At 55.8% G+C, this 17,170-nt stretch carries 16 protein-coding genes and 1 pseudogene; 10 read left to right on the forward strand and 7 right to left on the reverse strand.

From position 1 onward, the window contains the following. Positions 1-19: 19 nt before the first annotated feature. Positions 20-514 carry a LysR family transcriptional regulator gene (locus tag CUC53_RS09090; protein ID WP_100293862.1) on the reverse strand — a complete coding sequence of 165 codons (495 nt, stop codon included), beginning with the start codon at positions 512-514 and terminating at the stop codon, positions 20-22. A 102-nt stretch (positions 515-616) separates the two neighbouring features. Between CUC53_RS09090 and CUC53_RS09095 the strand changes: the two genes are divergently transcribed. Continuing rightward, complete coding sequence (locus CUC53_RS09095) at positions 617-1,114, forward strand: lactoylglutathione lyase family protein (protein WP_100293863.1); 498 nt, start codon at positions 617-619, stop codon at positions 1,112-1,114. 92 nt (positions 1,115-1,206) lie between these two features. Here CUC53_RS09095 and CUC53_RS09100 read toward each other — a convergent pair whose 3' ends face one another. The 3 genes from CUC53_RS09100 to metB form a co-directional block, all read right to left on the reverse strand. Then, entirely contained in the window at positions 1,207-3,168 is a 1,962-nt protein-coding gene (locus CUC53_RS09100; RefSeq protein WP_100293864.1) for an LTA synthase family protein, read from the reverse strand. Positions 3,169-3,474: 306 nt separating this feature from the next. After that, a complete protein-coding gene (locus CUC53_RS09105) occupies positions 3,475-5,925 on the reverse strand; it encodes a bifunctional aspartate kinase/homoserine dehydrogenase II (protein ID WP_100293865.1) in 2,451 nt (816 codons plus the stop codon). Continuing rightward, a complete protein-coding gene (metB, locus tag CUC53_RS09110; RefSeq protein ID WP_100293866.1) occupies positions 5,926-7,098 on the reverse strand; it encodes a cystathionine gamma-synthase in 1,173 nt (390 codons plus the stop codon). A 209-nt stretch (positions 7,099-7,307) separates the two neighbouring features. On the opposite strand from metB, the gene metJ reads away from it, so the two are divergent. Then, complete coding sequence (metJ, locus tag CUC53_RS09115; protein ID WP_100293867.1) at positions 7,308-7,631, forward strand: met regulon transcriptional regulator MetJ; 324 nt, start codon at positions 7,308-7,310, stop codon at positions 7,629-7,631. A 330-nt stretch (positions 7,632-7,961) separates the two neighbouring features. Here the strand turns inward: metJ and CUC53_RS09120 are convergent, their stop codons facing one another. Genes CUC53_RS09120 through CUC53_RS18855 form a run of 3 tightly spaced genes read right to left on the reverse strand, consistent with a single transcriptional unit; the run spans position 7,962 to position 9,090 of the window. Then, positions 7,962-8,516, reverse strand: coding sequence for a cytochrome b/b6 domain-containing protein (locus CUC53_RS09120; RefSeq protein ID WP_100293868.1), 555 nt, complete (start codon positions 8,514-8,516; stop codon positions 7,962-7,964). Then, positions 8,497-8,871, reverse strand: coding sequence for a cytochrome b562 (locus CUC53_RS09125; protein WP_100293869.1), 375 nt, complete (start codon positions 8,869-8,871; stop codon positions 8,497-8,499). Before CUC53_RS09125 ends, CUC53_RS09120 begins: the two co-directional genes overlap by 20 nt. A 57-nt stretch (positions 8,872-8,928) precedes the next feature. Then, positions 8,929-9,090, reverse strand: a complete 162-nt coding sequence (locus CUC53_RS18855; protein WP_157798238.1) for a hypothetical protein — start codon at positions 9,088-9,090, stop codon at positions 8,929-8,931. 14 nt (positions 9,091-9,104) lie between these two features. Here CUC53_RS18855 and CUC53_RS09130 point away from each other — a divergent pair, with 14 nt between their 5' ends. From CUC53_RS09130 to nqrE, 8 genes and pseudogenes are all read left to right on the forward strand, one after another. Continuing rightward, complete coding sequence (locus CUC53_RS09130) at positions 9,105-11,252, forward strand: AsmA family protein (protein ID WP_100293870.1); 2,148 nt, start codon at positions 9,105-9,107, stop codon at positions 11,250-11,252. 46 nt (positions 11,253-11,298) lie between these two features. Then, the gene (locus CUC53_RS19040; protein ID WP_201796738.1) at positions 11,299-11,550 is read left to right on the forward strand and encodes a transketolase family protein; all 252 of its coding nucleotides are present in this window, start codon (positions 11,299-11,301) and stop codon (positions 11,548-11,550) included. A gap of 75 nt (positions 11,551-11,625) precedes the next feature. Next, positions 11,626-12,003: pseudogene (locus tag CUC53_RS19220) on the forward strand (transketolase C-terminal domain-containing protein). Positions 12,004-12,578: 575 nt separating this feature from the next. After that, positions 12,579-13,922, forward strand: coding sequence for a Na(+)-translocating NADH-quinone reductase subunit A (locus tag CUC53_RS09140; protein WP_100293871.1), 1,344 nt, complete (start codon positions 12,579-12,581; stop codon positions 13,920-13,922). A gap of 3 nt (positions 13,923-13,925) precedes the next feature. After that, positions 13,926-15,155 carry an NADH:ubiquinone reductase (Na(+)-transporting) subunit B gene (locus tag CUC53_RS09145; protein ID WP_100293872.1) on the forward strand — a complete coding sequence of 410 codons (1,230 nt, stop codon included), beginning with the start codon at positions 13,926-13,928 and terminating at the stop codon, positions 15,153-15,155. Beyond that, positions 15,145-15,933, forward strand: coding sequence for a Na(+)-translocating NADH-quinone reductase subunit C (locus CUC53_RS09150; RefSeq protein ID WP_100293873.1), 789 nt, complete (start codon positions 15,145-15,147; stop codon positions 15,931-15,933). Before CUC53_RS09145 ends, CUC53_RS09150 begins: the two co-directional genes overlap by 11 nt. Beyond that, positions 15,926-16,558 (forward strand): NADH:ubiquinone reductase (Na(+)-transporting) subunit D, encoded by a 633-nt coding sequence (locus tag CUC53_RS09155; protein WP_100293874.1) that lies wholly within the window; start codon positions 15,926-15,928, stop codon positions 16,556-16,558. The genes CUC53_RS09150 and CUC53_RS09155 overlap by 8 nt, the downstream gene beginning before the upstream one ends. A 3-nt stretch (positions 16,559-16,561) precedes the next feature. Further along, complete coding sequence (gene nqrE, locus CUC53_RS09160) at positions 16,562-17,158, forward strand: NADH:ubiquinone reductase (Na(+)-transporting) subunit E (protein WP_100293875.1); 597 nt, start codon at positions 16,562-16,564, stop codon at positions 17,156-17,158. The last annotated feature ends 12 nt before the right edge of the window (positions 17,159-17,170 follow it).

The following is a 17,170-nucleotide window of genomic DNA, read 5'->3' on the forward strand; positions in this document are numbered from 1 at the left end:
CGCCATCATTGGGAAGCACTTAGGAGAGTGGCTCGCGGGCGAAGGGCTCGGCGGTGGGGGTAGGATTGTCAGGCGGTTGGTCCCCCAAGCCCCGATCGCCACGGGCACTCAGCCCCGCTTGCACTATCTCTGGGGGGGGGGCGAAACGGTGGGCAATGGTGAGGGCTGGGTGGGCTTGCTGCTGATCTAGTAGCAGGGGATAGAGCAGCAGGCCAATGCTGCCGGGGGTGGCCAGGGTAATGGCACCACGGTAAGGATCATCGTCACAGAGGCGAGCTCGTAGCTGTGCGCTGGCTTGCTGCTGTTGGCGAGCGAACTCAAGGACCATGATGCCACGGGGGGTCAATTCCAATTGGCGGGGCTTGCGCAGCAGGAGCGTCCCAAACTCGGCCTCTAGGCGCGAAATATGCTGGCTGATTGCGGCTTGGGTGAGATCCAGCCGTTCGGCGGCGCGGGTAAAGCTCCCCGTGTCATGCACCGCTAGCAGAGTGTGCAACCAGAGTGGATTAACCATAAATTTTATTTATGTCTTATATTAGTTTGGCCTTATTTTTCATTATGGCTGTCCTGCCTATCATGTCACCTGTTTTCCACAGACACAGTGTTAAGGTGACCTATGACCTATCCACGCAACTTCTCCCATATCGGGATCACGGTGACTGACCTCGATAAAGCCGTCGAGTTCTATACCCAAGTCATGGGCTGGTATCTCATTATGCCGCCCACCACCATCACTGAAGATGACTCCGCTATCGGGGTGATGTGCAACGATGTGTTTGGTCCTGGCTGGGGCTCATTTCGCATCGCTCATCTGTCGACCGGTGACAAGATTGGGATCGAGATTTTTCAGTTCCCCAACAGCGAGCAGCGCGAGAACAATTTTGAGTTCTGGAAGACTGGCGTATTCCACTTTAGCGTGCAGGATCCAGACGTTGAGGGGCTGGCGGCACGGATCGTCGCGGCGGGTGGCAAGCAGCGGATGCCGGTGCGTGAGTATTATCCCGGCGAGAAGCCCTATCGCATGGTCTACATGGAAGATCCTTTCGGCAACATCGTCGAGATCTACAGCCATAGTTACGAGCTGACCTATTCAGCGGGGGCATATCAGGGGTAAGGGCGATGCTCAGCACCATGGCTGCTGGCAGACATTGCGGGTAGGAGCGAGACCCGTGCCGCAGGCGCGGCACGGGTGCTAAGTGGTGGGGGTTATTTGACCGCTGCTGTCTCTTTTGCCGTTTGATAGAGCCCTTTTTCATAGGCAAGGCTGCCCCATAACGCCAACCCCAAGGCATGTTGCTTGAGGGTGTCAGGCTGAGGGGCGGGGCTGAGCTGTTCGTTCGCAAAGTCATAGACGTATCCCTCAGCGGGGCGTTCAGGCTGCAGGATCACCACATCGTTACCCTGCATCAGGGCGAAGTTTTTATCGTATTGCATCATGGCGCGTCCGGGCCAATCGGCCGGCATCTGGGTCAGATCTTTACCCAACATCGGATAGCTCGCGCTGATCCCCATTAAAGAGAGCAGGGTCGGGCCCATGTCGATTTGGCTGACCAGCCGCTTATCTTGTTGCGGCGCAATGCCTTGGCCAACGATAACGCCGGGGATATGGAAACGCGGGATCGGCACCAAGTTGGCTCCAGAGACGCGGCTATCGTGATCGGCGATCACCAAGAACAGGGTGTCTTGCCAGTAGTCGGCTTGCTTAGCCTGCTTGAAAAACTCCCCGATGGCGTAATCGGCATACTTAGCCGCATTGTTACGGGTCTGTTTGGGCTGTTCATAGAGTTCAATTCGGTTATCTGGAAACTCAAACGGATCATGATTGCTGGAGCTAAACACTAAACTAAAGAAGGGCTTACCCTCTTTATGCAGCGCCTGAAACGTCTCATTGGCCTTGGCCATCAAGTCTTCGTCCGATGCGCCCCACGATCCCTTGAAGACCGGGTTTTTATAATCTTTCTGCTCGACGATGGTGGTGAAGCCGTTGCCGAGGAAGAAGCTGCGCATGTTATCGAAATGGCTCTCCCCGCCATAGATAAAGCTGGTGCTGTAGCCCCGTTGCTTGAGCAGGTCTGCCAAGGTGAAAAAGTTAGTTTGGCTCTTGCCCAGCTTGACCACTGCTTGCGCCGGGGTGGGGGTGAAGCCCGTGAGCACTGCCTCGATCCCCCGTACCGATCGGGTGCCGGTGGCATACAGCCGCTCAAATGCCCAGCCTTGCTGCGCCAGCGCGTCGATGTTGGGGGTCAAGGGTAAGCCACCGAGGTAGCCCACAAACTGAGAACCGAGGCTCTCTTGCAGCAAGATCACCAAATTTTTGGGCTTACCTTGGGCACTGGCAAGATTGAAGGTCTGGCTCGGCAGGGTGGGGGAATTGAACGCGCTGGCTGGGCGGCCGCTCTCTTGGCGCACGATAGCAAGCACTTGTTGCTCACTGAGCTTGCCGTAAAACTGGCTGGCGTTCTCTTCCGCGCCCATCTGCTTGATGGCGAAGAACACCGAGTAGGCGGAGTTGACGGTCAAGGCGTTGACCAAGGGATCACTGGCAAACGCCACCATCGCTGAGTTGAGGGCGCGATGACCAAGGCTAGAGCGGGCCCCGAGAAAACCGATGGCCAAGATCAGCAGGGCAAACAGCGGGCGCAGCACCCAGCGTGGGAAGCTGAGGCCTGCCATCAGGCGGCCGCTTAGCCACCAGCTGCCACTGAGTAGCGCACCGCTAAAGCATGCGGCCAGTAGTAACTCCCCCTTGCGGCCAGCCCACAACATGGCAAACACCTCTTTCGGATAAATGAGGTACTCGACATAGAGGCGATTGGGGCGTACCCCATATTCGGTGATGAAGGACGGAGTTGAGATCTCGAGAAACAGCATCAACCAGAGTCCCAGCGTCAGCCATACCCGCATTAGCTGCAACCAAGCACGCCCGATGGCAGTGGGGCTGGCCAGCAGCAGGGTCAGCATCGCAGGCACCCCCCACACCCAGCACAGGGTTGCCACATCAACCCGCACTCCTTGTAGCAGCATTTGTGACCAACCGGCAACGGCCTCGACACGTTCTAGTTGCCATAGCCCTAAGGCGATCCGGCTAAGCGACAAGGATAAAAGCGCGATCAGCGAGAAGATAGCAAATGGCCAGAATGGCCCCAGCCGCTGTTTGAGAGAGAGCATTCGTTATTCCTTATTGAATCTATAAGTGCTTGTCCAAAAGCACTTTTTGGGGTTGTAGCTTTATGACACTGCCATGTCGCAAAGGTTGCAGTGCTGAGCACTAAGTCTGTGAGTTTAACGGCAATGTGTGAAGAAAAGCAGCTGGAAACCACATAACATACTGATAAAAAACAGATTATCTCTCGATGGTGGGAAAAATAGGTGGATCTAACGCACAAAGAGGCCAATTGACTCACACATTATCTCAGCTATTAAAAAGGGCGCCGTGATGGCGCCCTGATGAGGGGAAGTGGCTATGATGCGCCGTTACAGCGCTGCGCAGATTTGCCAGAGATCGTATTGAATCGCGGCGGCGGTGACGTCGCGCCCCGCGCCAGGTCCCTGGATCACCAGCGGGTTGCTCCGATAGCAGTCACTTTCGATCGCAAACACGTTGTCGCAGGGCAGTAGGTTGGCAAAGGGGTGATGCGGCTCTAACACCTCCAAGCCGACTCGCGCCTTGCCATCGTGTTCAATCCGAGCGACATAGCGCAGCACCTTACCGACCCGGCGCGCCTCTTCAAAGGCGCTTAAGATCGGTTCATCGAGCTCGTTGAGCCGATCCATAAACTGCTCAGCGCTGGCGTTGCGCAGGGCGGCAGGCACCAGATTCTCTAGCGTGATGTCGGCTGAATCGAGGGCAAAACCCGCTTCTCGCGCCAAAATCAGCAGTTTACGGCGGACATCTTGGCCGGAGAGATCCTCGCGGGGGTCCGGCTCAGTCAACCCTTGTTGCCACGCCTCGTCCACTAACTCGGAGAAGGGGCGGCTGCCATCATATTGCTGGAACAGCCACGAGAGGGTGCCGGAAAAGATACCTGATACTCCCTTAATCCGATCGCCGCTTTGGCGCAACATCTGGATGCTCGATTGCACCGGTAATCCGGCGCCCACGGTGGCGTTGTAGCGCCACTGCACCTGATGGTCGCGGCAGCTTTGCTTGACCCGTTGATAAAATTCGCTGTCGGCGGCCCCTGCAAACTTGTTGGCGGCGATGATGTGGATGCCGAGCTGAGCAAAGTCCGGGTAGTAGCGACTCACGGTTTCGCTGGCGGTAATATCCAGAGCGATCAGGGTGTCAAAGCTATGTTGCTCAAGTTGGGTCAGCAGCTCAGGCCAGATCAAGGGTCTGAGGGTGCCATCAGGCAGCTTAAGTGGGTCGAGCCCCTCTTCATCGAGCTGTCCCCCCTCTGAGCTGAACACCCCGTAGAGGGTGAGTGCCAGATTGAGTTCATGTTCGAGGCGGGCTTTCTCACGGGCGTACAGCCCCAGCCAGTGGCCGCCGATGTTGCCCTTGCCAAACAGCACTAGCCCCACCCGCGTCGGACGACTAAACAGGGCGCTGTGCAGGGTGATTAAGAGCGGCTCTAGCACCACTTGGCGCAGTACCGCAACTAAACTCAAGCCATCTTTGGCCACGTGGACAAACTCCAGCGGTTGATCCGCCAGCAGCTGATAAAAGCGGTGACACTGTTCGGCGTTATCGGTCACCCCAGCCCCCACCAGCGCCACCAAGCTGTAGCCCTCTTTTTGGATAAGCCCAGTGAAACTGCCTTGCAATTGGAAGTCTCGCAGGATGTCGAAGGCTCCTTCGGCGACCTCTAGGGTGTAAGCGAGGCGCAGGATGCGGCGGTCTGCTTGGCGCTGCAAGGTGAGCGGGTTGAGGCGGTGGCGAGCGAGGTGGGCCTCGATGGTGGCAACGGCTTGCTCATAGTGGGCCTGCGGCAGCACTTTTAGCTCGATCAGGGCTATGTGGTCCACTGATGAGACGATGCGGGCCCCCCCAGAGCGGGGCGCGCGGCGCAGAATATGGGTACAACCTTCATCGGGGTTATAACTGCAACGCAGGGTGAGGCGTTGGCGGCTATCGGCCACCGGTTGCAGGGTCCGCGAGTGCAGTACTGAGGAGCCGAGCCGGGCGAGCTCATTGGCTTCAGCCAAGCTCAGGCGCTCTAGCAGGCGGGCCTCTTTGACGCGGCGCGGGTCGGCGCTGTAGACCCCTGCCACGTCGCTCCAAATGGTGGTGGATTCACCATCCGCCAGCAGGGCTAACAGGCTGGCGCTGTAGTCTGAACCATTGCGGCCAAGCAGCAACGAGCGGCCGCTCATGTCAGCGGCAATAAAGCCGGTGACGACGATCCGGCCTAGGTGTTCCGCCAGTCTGGCTTTGAGCAGTTCGCTGGAGAGGGCGGTATCGACCTTCACTAACGCGCCATCTTCGGCGCGTAAGAAGCTACGGGCATCGAGCCAGATCGCTTTATCCCCACGGCTGGTGAGCAGTGCGGCGAGCAGGCGGGCGGACCAGACTTCACCAAACGCCAGCAAGCCGTTGCGCTCGAAGCGATCAAAGTGCCCTTCGAGGGTTTTAGCGATCAACTGCATGTCATCCGCTAACTGCTGGCTTAGCTCATGCTGGAGCGGACCTTCTAACAGGCCATCAATCAGGCTTTGCTGATAGGACTGGAGCGCCGTAATGGCCTCACCGGCGGCTTCATCCCCGGCTTCTGCTAACTCCACCAGCTGGATCAGCCGATTGGTGGTCTTGCCCGCAGCAGAGACCACCACCAGCTCATCCCCGTTCACCTGCTGCTCGACAATGGCGGCAACCCGACGATAACAGACGGGATCAGCCAAGCTGCTGCCGCCAAACTTGTGCACATGCCGCCGCTTGCCTGCGGTTACTGTCGCCACCACTCGTTCTCCCTGTTGCTGTTCCATTTATGGTTCTCCTTGTTCTGCCTGTTGCGCGTGGGCAAATCCCTTAGCCAAATCAGCGACCAGATCGTCCGCGTGCTCAATGCCGACCGATAACCGCAATAACTGCGGGCTGATCCCGGCCGCTTGCTGAGCGGCTGGGGTCATGGCGCGGTGCGTCATGGTGGCTGGGTGGGCCACTAAGCTCTCTACTCCCCCTAAAGATTCGGCGACCGAAAACAGGGTGAGGGCCGAGAGGAAGGCGCGAATGCCGATCTCGCTGCAATCGAGTTCAAAACTTAACATGGCGCCAAAACCCGATTGTTGACGGCGCGCAATGTCATGGCCCGGATGGTTTGGCAAGCTGGGGTGATAGATATGCTTGACCAGTGGCTGCTGCTGTAAGTAGGCAAGGATGCGGTCGGTGTTCTCTTGATGAGTACGCAAACGCGGCGCCAGGGTACGTAAGCCACGCAAGGTCAGGTAAGAGTCAAATGCCCCAGAGGTAAGCCCTAAGCAGTTGGCCCACCACACCAGGGATTCGGCCAGTACCGACTCTTTGGCGACGGCAACACCGCCTACCACATCGGAGTGACCATTGATGTATTTGGTGGTGGAGTGCACCACCACATCGGCCCCTAATGCCAGCGGCTGCTGCAACAGGGGGGAGAGGAAGGTATTATCGACCACGACCTTGGCCCCGACCTTATGGGATGCCGTGGCGATCGCGGCGATGTCCACCACCCGCAGCAAGGGGTTAGAGGGGGTCTCGACCCATACCAGTGTCGGTTGTTGCGCCAGCGCCTCGGCCAAGGCCGCCTCGTTGCCTTGATCGACAAATTGCACGCGGTAGTGGCCCTTGGCCGCCAGATATTCGAACAGGCGCCAGGTGCCGCCGTAGCAGTCATGGGGTGCGATCAGCAGATCCCCTGCCTTGAGCAGGGCGGTGGTGACCAGATGTACCGCGCCCATGCCGGTGCCGGTGACCACCGCGCCAGCACCACCCTCCAGCGCCGCCAGCGCATCGGCCAGATTGGCGCGAGTGGGGTTGCCAGAGCGGGCATAGTCATATTGACGGGGTTCGCCGAAGTCGGCAAAGGTGTAGTTGCTGGAGAGGTAAATAGGCGGCACCACGGCCCCGTGCTGGGTGTCTGTTTCAATGCCGGTACGAACCGCGAGGGTGGCCTTATGACTCATGAGTGTTCTCCTTCAACTGGTGGCCGCAGCGTGCCACATCCATGCCCCGTCATGACTGACCAGATTGTCAGCCTATGGTGCCTCACACTACGCCAGCATGAAAAAGCCGTCAACACTTCCAGACGTCTAAATGGCTTTGCCGTTGGATTGCCATTCATCAAGGCAAGGGTTAAGATCCGCGCTCACGGCCAATGAGGAACAGGTGAGTCATGGGAACAGAGTGGAACGGCGATTACGTTAGCCCTTATGCGGAACACGGTAAAAAGAGTGAACAGGTTAAGAAGATTACCGTTTCGATCCCGCTCAAGGTGTTAAAGGTATTGACCGATGAGCGCACCCGTCGCCAGGTAAATAACCTGCGCCATGCGACCAACAGCGAGCTGCTCTGCGAAGCCTTCCTGCACGCCTTTACCGGTCAACCGCTGCCTGATGATGATGATCTGCGTAAAGATCACCCTGACAGCGTGCCAGCCAAAGTGCGGGCTATCATGGTGGCGCTGGGCAAAGAGATCGAAGATTTCGAGCAGGAATAACTGCCTCGTTAGTGATTTATTCGCGTGAATCCCCAAGATAGATCCCCACTTATTGACCATGACGCGGCGTAGTCCGCGTCATCGCACACTTGTCCCATTCAGGTTGATCCCCTGCTCTGTGTTGCCTAGCTGGTGCCTTGCACCGTGGCGCGCGATTGCCCTCACTCTGCTGATGACATCCCTCAGGGAGCAGGTCGCTTGGCTACGCATGGGCGGGGATGGTCGTGAGGGATAAGGGGAGGCGATGACGCCGTGGGGTGGCGGTTGTCTTACCGCGATGTGGCGGGCTAAAGCGGGCCCCTTGCCGTGCAAAGGGGCCTGTGTGTCATCTTACTGTGGGTCGGTGTGAGAGGGATTAAGTGCCCTGATGGATCTGCCGGGCAGCATCCGACTGACCAAATTGCTCCGTTGGCGCCAAGAGGTGTAGCCAATGGCCAGCAGGTGTAAGGCCAACAAGCCTTGCAGTAGCCAAGTGCACCACTCGTGCCAGTCACTGGCCCCGAGCTCAAAACCCAGCTCGGTATTTTGGAACCAGCCACTGCCTGCGGTCGCCAGCACCACCAGCCACAGGGCCCAGACCGCCAACTTACCGCTGCCATGGTGGCCTGGGGCGGGCGGCAGCCGCTCGCGCATCTCTTGTGCTTGTTGGCGAAAATCGGCACCGGTTGGAATCAGGGCGGCCAAGCGGGCATGCCCTTTGGCCCAACTTAGCCCCCAACCCAAGCGCACGCTGATCAGGGCGATGGCGGTATAGCCTAACCACTCATGCCACTGTTCCCCCGCCTCGTTGATCCAGAGGTTGCTGATGCAAACCGCCGCTATCCCCCAATGGGTGAAACGTACCACCGTATCCCAGCGAAAGGCGTTACCCTTTTTGCTTGGCATACTTGTGATACTCCTTCTTGAGGCTGTCGACCTTGGCTAGATGCTCGCGGGCTTTGGCCTCATCACCAGCCTTAAGGGCGGCCAAGCTTGCATCCAGCTCAGTCTGTACTTCGTTCATGCCCTCTAAAAACTTCTCTTTCTTGGCGGCGGGCATGTTTCTTTGCTTGGCAACGTCGAATTGTGCCTTCATCTCGTTGATGTGTTTTTCCATGGCCGCAGCATCATCTGCTTTGACCGCCTGCTTGTAGTTAAAGCCGATCTTTTTCATCGGCTGCTCAAGGTCGCCAGCCAGCGCAGGCAGGGCTAAGGCGCCAAACATCACAGGTAACAACAGGGTGCTAACACGCTTCAACATGGGATTTCCTTATATGACGATATGCTCAACATTCGTTATTGGTAATTGGATGCTGAATCAAGCCAATGATTCAGCATCCAATAATGCCATGGCCGATGCCATGAGGTTGCGAGAAATTGTCGATTTGTTGTGACAAAAAGTGACAACAATCATCAAGATGGTGACACCGTCGCCGTTTGTATGGGGCGGCGGTGTATAGTCAGGCAACAGGGTCAGCATCCAAGGAGCCCATCGTGAAAAAGGTCATATACATATTGCTGGGGTTGGTGATGGCTACGTTGCTGGCGGGCATCGCATTAGTCAGCCTGCTCAATCCCAATCAATTCAAGCCAGCATTGGTAGAGCTGGTGCGCAATAACACGGGTCGAGAGCTAGTGATCGACGGTGACATCGGCTGGCGTTTTTGGCCAACCATTGGTTTGTCCCTTGAGCGGGTCGCCATCCGTAATCCAGCGGGGTTTGATGAGCCGGATTTGCTGCGCTTTGAGCGGGGCGAAGCCTCGGTCGCGCTGCTGCCGTTGTTATCTCGCCAGTTGGCTGTCGGCACGGTAACGCTAGCTGGGGCACACCTTTTTATTCAGACCAAGCCCGATGGCGACTCTAACCTCACGGGGTTGGTGCAAACGCGCCCTGCCGCCACGCCGCCAGCGTCAGCGGTTAATGCCACGGCAGCGCAGGGCGCAAGCCAGCCTTGGCAGATCAGCTTGCAGGGCGTGGTATTGGCGCAGGCCAGTGCGGTGCTGCGCGATGATCGCAGTGGGCGGCAATTTCAGCTGGCGCAGCTAGACCTTGAGCTCGGCCAGCTAGCGGCCGGGCAATGGGTGCCGATCACTGTGGTGGCCAAGGGGACCCAGGGCCCGCTCGGGTTTGACCTCAGCGGCAAGGCCGAGCTGAAGCTCGCGCCAACCATGCTGGCGAGTGAGCTACAAAAGCTGACCCTCACCGGGAGCATTGGCTTGCCAGATCGGCGGGTAGAGGCCTTGTCGGTGACCGCCGATCGGCTCGCTGTCGGGCAGTGGGGCAACCTTGCTATCGACTTAAAGGCTGCGCTCGGTGCGCCGCAGCCCAGCTTAACGGGCGATGTGGCGGGCACGCTTAAGGTCAAGCTAGACCAAGGGGAACAGCAACTAACGGTCGCTGCGGTGCAACTTACCGCTACCTTGCAAGGCCCTGCGTTGGCCAAGCCCCGCATCGCCCTAGCACTGAGTGGGGCGGGCCATGTTGATCTCGCCCGCCAGCAGCTAGTGTTCAGTCAGATCGCGCTCAAGGCAGAGGATACCCAACTAGCGGGCGATGGGCGTCTTCAGCTGGGAGCCATTCCCAAGCTGGCGTTGACGCTCAAGGGGGATCGACTTGATCTCGATAGCTGGTTTCCCTCCAGCGCGGCAGGCAGCAGTGCCTCGGCTAAGGCGGCAGGACCAGCGCCAAGCGCCCCTGATGTGACCCCACAAGGTGCGGATAAACGCCCTGCACTGGCCACTACAGAGCCTGATTTGCAGGGGCTCCAACAGTTTGATGTCAGTGCCCAATTGCAACTTGATCGTCTGCGGCTAAAAGGGCTTGAGGCGAGTGCCATCGACCTGCAATTGGCCTTACAGGGTGGTCAACTGACCCTAACCAAACTCAATGCCAAGGTGGCGGGGGGGGAAGTGCGCACCACGGGGCAGCTGGATGCCCGCCACTCTTTGGCCCGTTATCAACTGAGCCAGCAGATAGTCGGGGTTAATGTGCAGCCGTTGTTGCAGGCGTTAGCCAACAGCAACCAGCTGATCGGCAAGGGCGATCTGGCCATCACGCTGCAAGGGGTGGGGCTTTCTGAACAGGCCCTCTCTCGTCACATGCAGGGCAAGGTTGCGCTTGCGCTGCGAGATGGGGCGCTAAATGGCATTCATCTGGGACAAATGATCCGCGAGGCACGGGCCACTCTCAGCGGCAAGGGGCTCACCGAGGTGCAAGAGGCGCGCCGCACCGATTTTGCTGCGCTGAGTGCCAACTTCCAGATCGCCAATGGACTGGCTAGTAGCCAAGATATTGCCCTGTTTGCCCCCGCCTTACGGGTAAAAGGGCAAGGTCAAACTGAGCTAGCGGCGCAGACGCTCGATTTTTTGTTGCAACTAGCCATCGTCGAGAGCAGCAAGGGCCAAGGGGGCAAAGATGTGGATGAACTCAAAGACCTCTCCATACCGGTCAGGATTGGTGGCCATTGGCTGGCTCCCACCTATCGGCTTGACGTAAAATCTCTGCTGAGCAGCAACGTGCAGTTAGAACAGAAAGCCCGCAGAGAGGCCGAGCGTGGTCTCAATAAGCTATTGGGCGACAAGGCCAATCATGAAGGGGTTAAAAAAGCCGCCGATCAGCTGTTAAAAGGGTTGTTTAACTAACCGAGCGGGCGAACAGCAACTGCTCGCCACAACGGATGAGGTCAACTTGGCGCCATCAGCCTGCTGGGTCAGCAATTGTCCCGTAGACAGAGTTTGGCGGCAAGCTTATCAACGGGGCAACGTCAAGGTGATCGCCTCCGATGCAGGCATCACCGCCTGCCATAACGGCGGCACTCACATGTCGTTTGAGGACATGGGCATCATCCATGGGCTGGCCGACGCCGTGGTGTTGGAGGCCACCGATGGGGTGATGTTTGCCGCTATTCTCAACCAGTTGATTGATTGGTGGGGATTCTAAGGAGTACGCGTCATCCGCAAACTGGCGCCAACTGTCTATTTGCCGGGATCCACTTTCACCATCGGTAAGGGCAATGTGCTACGCGATGGCACCGATATCACCCTGATTGCCAACGGCATCATGGTCACCGAAGCGCTAGCCGCTGCCCGGGAACTCCAGCAACAAGGGGTCAGTGCCGCCGTTATCGACATGTTCACCCTCAAACCTCTCGATCGGGCACTGGTGCAGCAGTACGCCTAACAGACTGGAGGGATCGTGACCTGTGAAAATCACAGTATTCATAATGGATTAGGTTCGGCCGTGGCGGAAGTGCTGGTGGAAATCTGGCCAGTGCCCATGCGCCGAGTCGGGGTGAAAGAGCGCTGCGGTCAAATGGGTCCCCAACCCTTCTTACAGGAGGAGTATGGTCTGACCGCCGCCGCCATCGTGGCAGCCGCCCGTGAGCTGCTCTAACGGCGTGCCCTGAGGTAATGAGTCCAGAGCCAGTTAGCTAAGGCGGACTGGCTCTGTTTTTTGTGTGATGTTCGAACGCTACGACGGTGGGGGAGAGCTATTGATTCGTGGGCGGACTGTGTGGGGTTGTACTTGCCGTAACTGAGCGCTGGTTGTCAGGGGTTGCATCGAAAAGTGATGTGGTCCGATTATTGCTTTATTTTATGCCGCCCGCCCCAGTCGAGGCATGGTTATCCCTCGAACTATTTTATTGGACTCGTTCGTTTTCTTTTTAAAGGGGGGAGGACGAGCTGAGCTTTGGTTTGAGATGTAATGCCGAGTCAAGAGTAGCGCGATGTGTTTGTTATCTGATTTCATTGATTAATTTTGTGATGCCACTGCAATTTCCCCTTTTTGTCATGGCAGAAAAAGAGTCTTAAGTGGTAGAGTTAAATACAATTAATATGGTTATGCTGAGTGAAAAATAACGTGCTAACGGTAGTTTTGCTTCTGTGTATCCTATTATTAACCATCTGTCGTGATATATGTCTCGACACAAACCAATCTCTCTTCCCGTTACGGTAGTGCAATTAAGTATGATTACAATCAAAAGAGGACTGGACATCCCTGTGCTGGGTGCACCAGAGCAAGTAATCTACGATGGCCCCACCATCACCCGTGTTGCCACACTGGGTGAAGAGTTTGTGGGGATGCGGCCAACTATGTTTGTCAAAGTAGGTGATCGCGTCATCAAGGGTCAGGATCTTTTTGAAGACAAGAAGAACCCTGGCGTCAAATTCACAGCGCCTGCCACCGGTGTCGTTTCAGAAATCAACCGTGGTGCCAAGCGTGTGCTGCAGTCTGTGGTCATCGACCTCGACGGCTCCGATGAGCAGGTCAGCTTTGCTCATTTTGCATCCGCTGAGCTTGCTCAGCTTGAGCGCAGTAAGGTGCAGGAAATACTGCTTGCTTCAGGTCAGTGGACGGCGTTGCGCACACGCCCGTTTAGTAAGGTACCTGCGGTCGGCTCAACCCCACGGGCGATCTTTGTCACCGCCATAGATACTAACCCGCTGTCAGCCAATCCAGAGCTGGTTATTAAGGAGCAGCCCCAGGCTTTCCTTGATGGCTTGGCAGTACTCACTCGTCTGACCGATGGCTCGGTTTACGTGTGTAAAGGCGAAGCCAGTTTGCCGCACTCGTCACTGGAGCAGGTTAAAGAAGAGATCTTCGTCGGCCCACATCCTGCTGGTTTGCCCGGTACCCATATCCATTTTTTGGACCCTGTTAGCAGCAAAAAAGTACAGTGGCACATCAACTATCAGGATGTGATTGCCTACGGCAAGCTGTTCACTACTGGACAGATTTATACCGACAAGGTGATTTCATTGGCGGGCCCGAACGTGCTCAAACCACGCTTGATACGTACCCGTCTGGGCGCTTGTATTAGCCAACTCGCCAACAACGAGCTGCGTGCCGATGAAAACCGAGTGATCTCCGGCTCACTCCTAAGCGGCGCCAAAGCGGATGGTGTTCACGACTATCTGGGGCGTTACCACAATCAGGTTTGCGCACTAGCTGAAGGGCGTGAGAAAGAGCTGCTTGGCTGGATTAATCCCAGTGCCAACAAGTTTTCAATTACCCGTACCACTCTTTCTCATCTGATGAAGGGAAAGCTGATCAATTTCACCACCACCACCAATGGTAGTGATCGTTCTATGGTGCCTATTGGCAACTATGAGCGAGTCATGCCCCTCGACATTCTGCCCACTTTGCTACTGCGGGACTTAGTCTCTGGCGATAGTGACAGTGCACAAGCGCTAGGTTGCTTAGAGCTGGACGAGGAAGACTTGGCGCTTTGTACCTTTGTCTGCCCTGGTAAGACCGAGTACGGCCCCATTTTGCGTGAGTGCCTAACCAAGATTGAACTGGAAGGTTAAGCGATGAGTTTCAAGCAACTTCTTGAAAAAATGGAACACCACTTCGAGCCAGGCGGCAAATACGAGAAGTATTATGCTCTGTTTGAAGCGGCATACACCCTGTTCTATACACCAGGTTCAGTGACCCGCAATGCCGCTCACGTCCGTGATGCGCTTGATTTGAAGCGTATGATGATCATGGTGTGGCTAGCCGTGTTCCCGGCCATGTTCTGGGGCATGTACAACGTTGGTAACCAAGCCATCGCAGCCATTGCTCACTTAGGTACTGTTGCGGGCGCTAGTAGCTGGCAATATACACTAGCGACGTTGTTAGGTGCTTCACTTGACCCAGCTGTGGCTGGAGTCGGCAGCAAGATGCTGATCGGTGCAACTCACTTCTTCCCGATTTACATCACCGTCTTCCTTGTCGGCGGATTCTGGGAAGTGCTGTTCGCCATGGTGCGCAAACACGAGATTAACGAAGGCTTCTTCGTAACTTCCATCTTGTTTGCCCTAATCGTGCCGCCGGATCTACCTTTGTGGCAAGCTGCCTTAGGTATCACCTTTGGTGTGGTGATGGCCAAGGAGGTGTTTGGTGGCACTGGCAAGAACTTCTTAAACCCCGCTCTTGCAGGGCGGGCCTTTCTGTTTTTTGCCTATCCTGGGCAAATCTCTGGTGATGCAGTCTGGGTTGCGGTGGACGGTTATTCTGGCGCTACTGCACTCAGCCAATGGGCGCAAGGTGGTCAGACCGCATTGATAAACGGTGCAACTGGTCAAGCTATAAGCTGGATGGATGCATTCCTTGGTAATTTGCCTGGCTCCATCGGTGAGGTCTCTACTCTGATGATTCTGTTGGGCGCAGCCATGATAGTATACATGCGCATCGCCTCTTGGCGCATCATTGCCGGCGTAATGATCGGCATGGTTGCTACCTCATTGATGTTTAACGTTATTGGCTCCGATACCAATCCCATGTTCAGCATGCCGTGGCACTGGCATCTGGTGCTTGGTGGCTTTGCTTTTGGAATGGCCTTTATGGCGACCGATCCTGTCTCCGCTGCCTTTACCAACAAGGGTAAGTGGTGGTACGGCGCGCTTATCGGTGTGATGGTGGTGCTGATCCGTGTGGTCAACCCTGCGTTTCCGGAAGGTATGATGCTAGCCATTCTGTTTGCGAACCTGTTTGCCCCCCTGTTTGACCACTTCGTCGCTCAGGCCAATATCAAGCGGAGGATTGCTCGTGGCGTTTAACAAAGATTCAACCCTCGGCACTATCGGCGTGGTCACAGCCCTCTGCTTGGCATGCTCTATTGTTGTCTCGGTGGCCGCTGTCGGTCTGCGTCCTGCTCAGCAGGAAAATAAGGCTCTGGACAAGCAAAGCAACATTCTTGCTGTTGCGGGTGTAGATATTAGTGCTGTCGCTAAGCGTGACTTGGCCAAGCTATATGGTGAGAAGATTGAGGCGCGCTTAGTTGATTTGGCCACAGGGGCGTTTGTTGACGGCGATGCTGATAACTTTGATGCCAAGTTAGCGGCCAAAGATCCGGCTCAAAGCGTGCATTTGACTCCTGCTGATGACAAGGCTGGCCTGCGTCAAATTTCCAAACGTGTTCCAGTGTTCTTCGCTAAAGACAGTGCAGGCAAGATCGATAGCATCATTCTGCCGATCTATGGTCAAGGCCTGTGGTCCACTATGTATGCCTTCGTTGCAGTTGCGGCTGATGGCCAGACTATCAAAGGTATCACCTACTACGACCATGGTGAGACTCCAGGTTTAGGTGGTGAAATTGAGAATCCGGCTTGGCGAGCGCTATTTGTTGGCAAGAAATTATTTGACCAAAATGGCGTGCCATCATTGCGCGTGATCAAAGGCCATGCCCCAGCAGGCTCAGAGCATGAGATTGACGGCTTATCTGGTGCAACACTCACTGGTAACGGCGTACAAAATACCTTCGACTTCTGGATGGGCGCTAAAGGTTTTGGCCCCTTCCTTGCCAAAGTTCGAGCAGGAGAAATCAACAATGGCTGATAAAAGCGAAATGAAAAAGTTGCTGTTGACGCCAGTGCTCGGTAACAACCCTATTGCACTGCAAGTGCTGGGTGTCTGTTCCGCGCTGGCGGTGACCAGCCAGATGAAAACAGCGTTTGTTATGACTCTCGCGGTGATGGTGGTAACGGCCTTTTCAAACCTATTTATCTCCTTGATCCGCAATCAGATCCCGAACAGCGTGCGGATCATCGTACAGATGGCCATTATTGCATCGCTGGTCATCGTGGTTGACCAAGTGCTTAAGGCCTACGCCTATGACATATCCAAACAGTTATCGGTATTCGTTGGCCTGATTATCACCAACTGTATCGTAATGGGTCGTGCTGAAGCTTACGCCATGAAGAGTGCCCCATTACCTTCGTTCTTGGATGGAATTGGTAATGGTCTAGGTTATGGTGCCGTATTGCTGACGGTGGCGACGGTGCGTGAAATATTAGGCTCTGGAACTTGGTTTGGTATTGAGTTATTGCCGCTGGTGAACAATGGTGGCTGGTATGTACCAAACGGTCTACTGCTGCTACCACCGAGTGCATTTTTCATTATTGGTCTGATCATCTGGGGTGTGCGCACGAAGGATCCCAAGCAGGTGGAGGCGAAAGATTAAGGTATGGAACACTATCTGAGTCTGTTGATTCGTTCTATTTTCATCGAAAACTTAGCCCTCTCTTTCTTTTTGGGGATGTGTACCTTTTTGGCCGTGTCTAAAAAGGTCAAGACCGCCATGGGTTTAGGGATTGCCGTTATCGTGGTACAGACTGTGGCTGTGCCAGCGAACAATCTGATCTACAACTATGTGCTGAAAGATGGGGCATTGATGCCCGGCTTGGATCTGAGTTTCCTAAGCTTCATTACCTTTATCGGGGTGATTGCGGCATTGGTGCAGATCCTAGAAATGGCTCTGGACAAGTACTTCCCCGCTCTCTACAACGCCTTGGGCATCTTCCTACCGCTGATTACCGTGAACTGTGCCATCTTCGGTGGCGTCTCCTTCATGGTGCAGCGTGACTACAACTTCGTGGAATCTGTGGTCTACGGGATTGGCTCTGGTTCTGGTTGGATGCTGGCCATCGTTGCCATGGCAGGGATCCGCGAGAAGATGAAGTACTCCGATGTTCCCGAAGGGTTGCGTGGTCTTGGTATTACTTTCATCACCGCAGGTCTAATGGCGCTGGGCTTTATGTCCTTCTCCGGTATCTCCCTGTAATCGGCTTTGCGG

This window comes from Aeromonas cavernicola (genome assembly GCF_002795305.1).
Lineage (GTDB): Bacteria > Pseudomonadota > Gammaproteobacteria > Enterobacterales > Aeromonadaceae > Aeromonas > Aeromonas cavernicola.